Origin of the sequence: Bradyrhizobium algeriense (genome assembly GCF_003062295.1) — a bacterium.
GTDB lineage: Bacteria > Pseudomonadota > Alphaproteobacteria > Rhizobiales > Xanthobacteraceae > Bradyrhizobium > Bradyrhizobium algeriense.
On the sequence record NZ_PYCN01000077.1, the window covers coordinates 1 to 8,219 of the forward strand.

At 62.1% G+C, this 8,219-nt stretch carries 4 protein-coding genes and 2 pseudogenes; 4 read left to right on the top strand and 2 right to left on the bottom strand.

Annotated elements, in window-relative coordinates:
• Positions 1-689: 689 nt before the first annotated feature.
• A pseudogene (locus C7G61_RS41380) lies at positions 690-1,813 on the bottom strand (IS630 family transposase).
• A gap of 37 nt (positions 1,814-1,850) precedes the next feature.
• On the opposite strand from C7G61_RS41380, the gene C7G61_RS41385 reads away from it, so the two are divergent.
• Entirely contained in the window at positions 1,851-2,132 is a 282-nt protein-coding gene (locus tag C7G61_RS41385) for a LexA family protein (protein ID WP_108523269.1), read from the top strand.
• A 393-nt stretch (positions 2,133-2,525) separates the two neighbouring features.
• Positions 2,526-3,429 (top strand): annotated as a pseudogene (locus C7G61_RS47765) (IS630 family transposase); the annotation flags it as partial.
• 562 nt (positions 3,430-3,991) lie between these two features.
• On the opposite strand, the gene C7G61_RS46695 reads toward C7G61_RS47765, so the two are convergent.
• Positions 3,992-4,321 carry a Fic family protein gene (locus tag C7G61_RS46695; RefSeq protein WP_244608744.1) on the bottom strand — a complete coding sequence of 110 codons (330 nt, stop codon included), beginning with the start codon at positions 4,319-4,321 and terminating at the stop codon, positions 3,992-3,994.
• A gap of 658 nt (positions 4,322-4,979) precedes the next feature.
• On the opposite strand from C7G61_RS46695, the gene C7G61_RS41410 reads away from it, so the two are divergent.
• Positions 4,980-6,368 carry a M16 family metallopeptidase gene (locus tag C7G61_RS41410; RefSeq protein ID WP_108523273.1) on the top strand — a complete coding sequence of 463 codons (1,389 nt, stop codon included), beginning with the start codon at positions 4,980-4,982 and terminating at the stop codon, positions 6,366-6,368.
• Entirely contained in the window at positions 6,365-7,729 is a 1,365-nt protein-coding gene (locus C7G61_RS41415) for a M16 family metallopeptidase (RefSeq protein ID WP_057850276.1), read from the top strand. Before C7G61_RS41410 ends, C7G61_RS41415 begins: the two co-directional genes overlap by 4 nt.
• Positions 7,730-8,219: the final 490 nt, after the last annotated feature.

Genomic DNA, 8,219 nt, shown 5'->3' on the forward strand with positions numbered 1-8,219 from the left:
GGCGGGTTCTTTAGAAGAATTACAGTCCTACCTGATACTGCTGCGGCCCATCACAACCTCGTTCCACTTGTGCAGTCCTCCAAATCCGAGGACATCGGAGTACCGGTCGAACCGTCCAATCGATTGTTCTGATAGAACAAATGCACACGATGGATACATCCATAATCCAAATTTCCTCTTTCGCGCTACTTTCGCAGCTTCGACGAGAGCGAAAGCCGTTTGGACGCGAGCGTTGTCGCAACATCAAATACCGGTGATATTGCTCGCCGGCCGGGCGAGGCTTGGATCAGGCGGGTCTCGACGCGATCGCCAAGACCGAGCGCAGCAATGGTCGAAGCGCCCAGCAACTTCGCCGCAAGCGCAGTCGGATAGTTGGCGATCACGTCGGCATCGGCGCCGCGGCGCCTACAACTCCTGAAGCCATGCAGAAAGTGCGAGACAGGCGCGTAGATTCCAAGCGAAACCGTACACATTGGTCCGAGAGATGGCCGCAAGCGATTTGGCGGAGGCGAAGCGGGAGGCGGCAAATGACAATCTGCCTTTTGAATTGAAAGGTAGGAGACCTATGTCACCGCCATTTCCGATCCAGTACGTTGGCGCAGCCTACGTCGGTCACTCGGGGGGACACGGCCTTCTCTCCTGGGAACAGAGATCCGGGCCGATCAACTCTTCATCGGACTAGTGGTTTATCACAGTAATTTTGACTCTTTGGCGATGGTTGGATATGCGCGGCCGAGTTTGGCGCGGGCTTTGTCGGTTGTGAACATCGATTTGATGCGGTCTCGTGCTTTGTTTCGCTGCCGTTGCCATGCTGCGATCTCTTTTCGGAGCCGTTTGGGATCGTCGATGCGGCGGCCGAGACACTGGCGCTGTAGCACGCTGATCTCGCACTCGACCATATTGAGCCAACTGGCGTGCTTCGGGGTGAAGTGGAATTCGAGGCGGCGCAGGATGCGCCGGGCCTCGGCGGGCGCGAAGGCCTCATACAGCGCCCCAGGCTTATGGATCGACAAATTGTCCTGCACGACACGGATGCAGGCGGCGTCGGGATAATGGACGTCGACGAGATCACACATGCAGTGGGCGTAGTCCACGGCGGCGCGGCGGTCGGTGACCTTGACGTTGCGCCAGCCGCGATGTGGATCGAAGGTGACGAAGAGATTGGCGGTGCCGTTACGGCGATACTCGTAATCGTAGCGCTCGCGCTGTCCCGGTTGGGCCGGGACCGGCTGGCGCACCTCGCCGATGAGCTGGATGGGAGTCTCGTCGAAGCAGACCAGCGGCCGCTCGGGATCCGGCGCCTCGGAATAGAGGTCGAGCACGTTCTCCATGCGGGCGACGTATTCGCCGTCGACATGGGGAATGCACCACATGTCCCTGCGCCATGGCTTGAAGTCGTTCTCGGCCAGCCGGCGACGCACGGTCTCGCCCGACAGGCTATCGTGATCGGTGAGCTTGACCATCGTGTCGGCCAGCAGCGTCAGCGTTTGCGGCCGGCGGGCGGCTTGGCGCATGCGGTCGCGACCAGCAGGGCCTCTTCCTTGCCCGTCAGCTTGCGTTCCGCGCCCGGACGCGGCTCCTCGCTCAAGGCCCGCTCCAGATTGCCTTCCACGAAGCGGCGCTTGGTCCGGCCGACGGTGGAGAGGCTGACACTCACGGTCCGGGCAATCTCCTCGTCGCGGCGGCCCCGATCGGCCGCCAGCAAAATCTGCGCCCGCTTGAGCTTGCGGGCGGCGTGTTTGCCGCCGCCGAGCATCGCCGTCAGTTCATCGCGCTCGGCTTGGCTCAATTCGACCCGATAACGTACATTCATGCTTTGCCTCCTTGTCGGAGGCCAGACGAATCCAACGATGAGTCAAAAATCAGGCGCGCGTTTCACCGAGAAGCAGGGGCACTACCTCGCTTTCATCCATACCTATTCGTACATCTTCGGACAGCCGCCCGCCGAAGCCGACATCCAGCGCCATTTCCGCGTCAGCCCGCCGACTGTCCACCAGATGATCGTCACCCTCGAACGGAACGGCTTCATCCGACGTCAACCCGGCGTCCCCAGAAGCATCGAGATTCTCTTGCCACCGGAAAACTTGCCCATCCTCAAATGGCTCGGTATCAAAACGTCAAAATCACTATGATGAACCACTAGGAATGCTGAAAAGTGAGTCTCCCCGCACCGCCCGCCGCGCCGCATCATCGAAGCGGTCATGTTTGACCGGCCGATCGGTTCAATGTCGGCGCGCGAGCTTCCATCCTTGTCCGAGGATACGTGGGGTACTCTTCGGGATCGGCTAACGGACGGCGCCCGTGGTAGCCAAGACGGGTTGACGGCCAAGTGCCTGCGCTGCGAAAGCCGCGTTTTTATTCAGATACGAAAGCAAGGCGAGCGCCGGCTACCCTATTTTGTGCTCTATAAGGGCGGGGATCCTAGAGAGCGGTTTTCGGTTGATGTGAATCGGAACAGTAAGGGGGTTCCCAGAGGCGCGCAAATCAGATTCGAGTTGCTTTGACAGCAACGGCGAGGTCGCGCGATGGCGAAGGGATACTCGAAGGACCTCAGGGCGCGGGCGGTTGCGCTTGTCGAAGACGGCGAGAGCAGACGGGAAGCGGCGCGGGTGCTCGGTCTCAGTGCCTCGACCGCAATCCGCTGGATCGAGCGCTGGGCGACAACGGGCAGTGTAGCGGCATTGCCCGGCACGGGCCACAGCCGCTCGCCGCTCGAGGCGCATCGCCAATGGCTGCTTGATCTGGTCGCAGCGGAGCCGGACTTGACGCTCGAAGAGATTCGCGCGCGGCTCAAGTCCGAGAAGCGGCTGAAAACCGGCACGACCTCGGTCTGGCGCTTCTACGAACGCCACGATATCACGTTCAAAAAAAACTCTGCACGCCGCCGAACAGGATCGTCCCGATGTCGCTGCAGCGCGTGCCGAGCTGAAGGTCGAGCAATCCAAGCTTGATGCGCCGCGCCTCGTGTTCATCGACGAGACGGCGGTTACGACCAAGATGGTCCGGCATCGCGGCCGCTCACCGCGTGGCGAGCGTCTCGTTGCGAGCGTGCCGCACGGCCACTGGAAGACGCTGACGCTTGTTGCCGCGTTGCGCATCAACGGCCTGACGGCGCCTTATGTCATTGACGGCGCGATGGATGGGCCATCGTTCCTCGCTTATGTTGAGCAGATCCTCGCGCCGATGCTGCGAAAAGGCGATATTGTCTTCATGGATAACCTGCGCACCCACAAGATCGACGGCGTTCGCCAGGCGGTCGAAGCGGTCGGCGCCAAGGTGCGCTATTAGCCGGCCTACTCGCCGGACCTCAATCCGGTTGAAATGGCATTCTCGAAGCTGAAGACGGCGCTGCGCAAGGGTGCCGCGCGCACAAGGAGCGCGAACTGTACGAGCACCTCGCCGCCCATTTCAGGCAGCTTGCCGAGCAAATCGAAAAGGCCATGGCCGAACGGTCTGAGTGAGCGATTAAAAACCGTGCTGTCCGTTTCCTGCCGCCCCGCAAAGGAGAGAAGGCGGCTTGATAAAGCTCCGCAATTCTCGTCACTTCATCCGAAGTCAGTTCAGAAAACTCATTCTCGCGGGCCCGCTTGAGAGTCCGCCTGCATTCTGTTGCAGAAACCCGAAGAGATTGTTTAGCGTTCGTTCCGGCATGTCGACGATATTCTCGACCCCTCGTGCGGAAGGTATCGAAGCTCTGCAAAAATCGGGTTTCCTTCGGAAGATCCTGTTCGACGGTCCTCTGCACGCATTCGTACAGAAACTCGGCGTGTGGCGTCGCGTCGAAGAAGCGGTAAAAGTCGCCCGGTATCGTTCACGACCTTCATGTTGCCTTGTGGCGTCGGCTCCCGATTCAACACACGGAAGCAATCTAATCGAATAGCTTTCCAGCACTTCCTTGTATTCGCTGATCTTGTCGAGAGTGACTGCCGAAACCGGAATGTCGATTCCAGCGGGATTGAAATCCTCGTCGTGCCAGAACATGGTGCATCAGCTATCGGTGAATGCGGCCATTGCCGTCCTCAAAGCGGTAGATAAAGACGAAACCGAAGGCCAGCACGGCGGCGGCGACGACTGGATCAAGCTCATTTTCCGCCGCATGATCGAACGCGATTGGTCCGCGGACCAGGGAGGCGATATCTTCGTGGCGCGCGCTGATATGATCCGGGATCGGTCTTTGCGTCTCGCGGTCGTGGTCGCCGACGAAACCAGCTTCGGTACGGAAGCCGAGCTTCACGAAGCGCTCATCGCCGATCGCGATGCGCTGCACGCGTAGAACCTCTGCCTCATCGAGCGGTCCCCGTCCCGCCTTCCCGATGACCATTCCCCATCGCTGGATACGGTCCTGCGGTGGTCTCTCGCCTTCTATTGACGTAGCTCGACTTTGAGTCTTTGAGGAGAAGAACAGCAGCGGTTCGCGCGAGCAGATCTTTTGGAATCTGGCTCACTACGGCGCGGGCGCGTTCCTTGATATCCTGCGCAACAGACCCACCAGTACTGGCGTCTTGAAAACGAGCGGGCAGAAGTCCGGTGTACCCGGCAGATTGTTGCGGACACGATGCCGTGCCGAATTCTGCCCGGAACTGGCGTACTGGAGCTCGGTGTCAACGGAGATTTAAGTCGGCGCCCCAACAGCCATTCATGGAGAAACCAGATGCGACGTGTGTAGAGTTCTTGAAGGAGACGCCCTCTCGGGCGTGACTATCCGAAAGGTACCGCGTTTACCGTGAGGAAACTTCGGCAGGTAAAAGGTTTGCCACGAGAGGCGCTGGCGTACCGCGCGGAGACGATCGAACCTAACGTCAATCAGCGATACGTATGGTTTTACAATCTCATCCTCGCGGCCGCGCCTCACATGAGCAAAGCTTAATGCGGGGCGGCGCGTCTCTCTCCGTTTCGTGATGACCGGCACGGACAGTGCCGTGTAGGGTGCCCGTGCTTTCGCGCCCCGACCGCATGTTCGGGCTTCCATAAGGATCATGATGCCCTCACACCGAGCGACCGCCCTTTTCGTTGCCGCACTTGTTTGCACGACCTCGCTGTCAAGCAGCGGCCTCCGCGCCCAGACCACGGTTACCTCCGAACGCCCCGCCAGCTTCACGCTCGACAACGGCCTGCAGGTTGTGGTGATCCCCGATCACCGCACGCCCGTCGTGACGCAGATGATCTGGTACAAGCTCGGCTCCGCCGACGAGACGCCGGGCAAATCCGGGCTCGCGCATTTCCTCGAACATCTGATGTTCAAGGGCACCGCCAAGCACCCGGCCGGCGAGTTCTCGCAGACCGTGCGGCGGGTCGGCGGCAACCAGAACGCCTTCACCTCGGTCGACACCACCGGCTACATCCAGCGCGTGCCGCGCGAGCAGCTTCCTGCCATGATGGAGTTCGAGGCCGACCGCATGACCGGCCTCATCCTCAAGGACGAGAACGTGCTGCCCGAGCGTGACGTCGTGCTGGAAGAATACAACATGCGCGTCGCCAACGAGCCGGACGAGCGGCTGACCGAGCAGATCATGGCCGCGCTCTACCTCAACCATCCCTACGGCCGCCCGGTGATCGGCTGGCACCAGGAGATCGAAAAGCTCGACCGCGAGGATGCGCTCGCGTTCTACAAGCGCTTCTACGCCCCGAACAACGCAATCCTGGTCATCGCCGGCGACGTCGACGTCAAGGACATCCGCCCGCTGGTGGAGAAGAACTTCGGTCCGATCCCGGCGCAGCACGCGATCCCCGAGAAGCGCATCCGGCCGCAGGAGCCGATGCCGGCGGCGCCGCGCACCGTGACGCTGTCGGATCCGCGCGTCGAGCAGCCCGGTCTGCGCCGCTATTATCTGGTGCCGGCGGCCGCGACGGCGGCAACGGGCGAAAGCCCCACGCTCGATGTGCTCGCGCAATTGATGGGCGGCGGCGCCAACTCCTATCTCTACCGCGCGCTGGTGATCGACAGGGGTCTCGCGATCAGCGCCGACGCTGGCTACGATGGCACGGCGCTCGACCCGTCGCAATTCTCGATCTTGGTGACGCCGAAGCCCGGCGTCGAATTTGCGCCGATCGAGGAGGCGATCGACAAGGTGATCGCCGACCTCGCGCAGAATACCGCACGCGCCGAGGACCTCGAGCGGGTCAAGACCCAGCTCATTGCCGAAGCGATCTACGCCCAGGACAATCAGGCGACGCTGGCGCGCTGGTATGGCGGTGCCCTGACCACCGGTCTCAGCATCGACGATATCAGGAGCTGGCCGGACCGCATCCGCGCCGTCACCGCCGAGCAGGTGCGCGACGCCGCGGCCAAATGGCTCGACAAGAAGCGATCGGTGACCGGCTATCTGATCAAGGATACTGCGCCGAAACATAAGGAGAAGCGCTCGTGACCTATTCCCTCACCCGCCGCGCGGCACTGATCGGCGGCGCCTGCGCCGCGATGCTGACGCTGTCATCCGCGCCCTCGCAGGCTGCAGCCAAGATCCAGCGACTGGTGTCGCCTGGCGGCATCGAAGCGTGGTTCGTGCAGGACGCGACCGTGCCCCTGATCGCGATGGAATATGCCTTCAGCGGCGGCGCGAGCCAGGATCCGGCCGGCAAGCCCGGCGTCGGCAATCTGGTCGCCGACCTGCTTGACGAAGGCTCAGGCGATCTCGATTCCAAGACCTACCATGAGCGGCTCGACCGCCGGGCCATCAAGTTGAGCTTCTCCGCGACGCGCGATCACTTCCGCGGCTCGCTTCGCATGCTCAAGGACAACAAGGACGAAGCGTACGACCTGTTGCGGATGGCGCTGACCTCCGCGCGGTTCGAGCCGGCCGATGTCGAACGCATCCGCGCCCAGGTGATCTCCACCCTGCGCCGTGAATCGACCAATCCGTCCTCGCTGGCCGACCGCAAGTTCCTCGAAGTCGCGTTCGGCGATCATCCCTATGGCAGGCCGGCCACCGGCACGCTGGACAGCGTACCGAAGATCGAGATCGCCGACCTGAAGGACTATGCGCGCCGGATCCTCGCCAAGGATACGCTGCGCATCGTCGTGGTCGGCGACGTCGATCCCGATACGCTCGGCAAGCTGCTCGACAAGACCTTCGGCGCGCTGCCGGCCAAGGCTGAACTGACGCCGATCCCCGACGTCGTGGCGGCCAAGCCGCCGCAGCGCGCCTTCATCCCGCTCGACGTGCCGCAGACCGTCGTCACCTTCGGCGGACCCGGCATCAACAGGCACGACCCGGAGTTCATGGCGGCCGGTGTGGTGAACCACATTCTCGGCGGCGGCGGCCTGTCGTCGCGGCTCTTCAAGGAAGTGCGCGAGAAGCGCGGGCTGGCCTATTCGATCCATGAAGCGCTGCTCTGGATGGATCACTCCGCGCTGTTCATCGGCAACACCGGCACCCGCGCCGATCGCGCCGGCGAGACCGTCGATGCGGTCGAGAAGGAAATCCGCCGCATCGCCGAGGAGGGCCCGACGCAGCAGGAGCTCGACGAGGCGAAGTCCTACCTCAAGGGCTCGCAGATGCTGGCGCTCGACACCTCCTCCAAGCTGGCGCAGGCGTTGTTGCAGTATCAGCTCGACAAGCTGCCGATCGACTTTATCGAGAAGCGCAACGCCATCGTCGACGCGGTGACGCTTGATGACACCAGGCGGGTCGCGAAGAAGCTCTGGGGCGACGGCCTGCTCACCGTAATGGTCGGCCGCGCCCCGCAGGCGGCCGCCCAGCCGCCAGCGGCGACCCCGAAGTCGAACTGACGCTTTCTAGGCGCACCTCCGTTGCGGCTTATCCCTGTCCCTACCCCCTCTCCCGCGAGGGGCCGCAAGGGGGACCTGAACGGGGGTGCTCACCTAACAGCGCGTCGCAGATGACTCCGAAGTCATTGGGATCAGTAAGGGGCGCATTGGCGGACGGACTCCCTACGGGCTCCCTCCCCCCTTCGCTGACGGGATCCCCGAAAGTGATTGATCGAGAGGGAGGAGCCTCGCAGCTCCGCCCACCGGGTCACCGGAGGCGGTCGCCCGCCCCCGGTTCTCACAGAACGTGGCGTGCGGATTTCCCGCACCACGCTCTTCGGCAGTTGGTTCACAGCTTTCACTGCTATCTGTTCAAGTTTCGTTACAATCGATTGGACGGTTCGACCGGTACTCCGATGTCCTCGGATTTGGAGGACTGCACAAGTGGAACGAGGTTGTGATGGGCCGCAGCAGTATCAGGTAGGACTGTAATTCTTCTAAAGAACCCGCC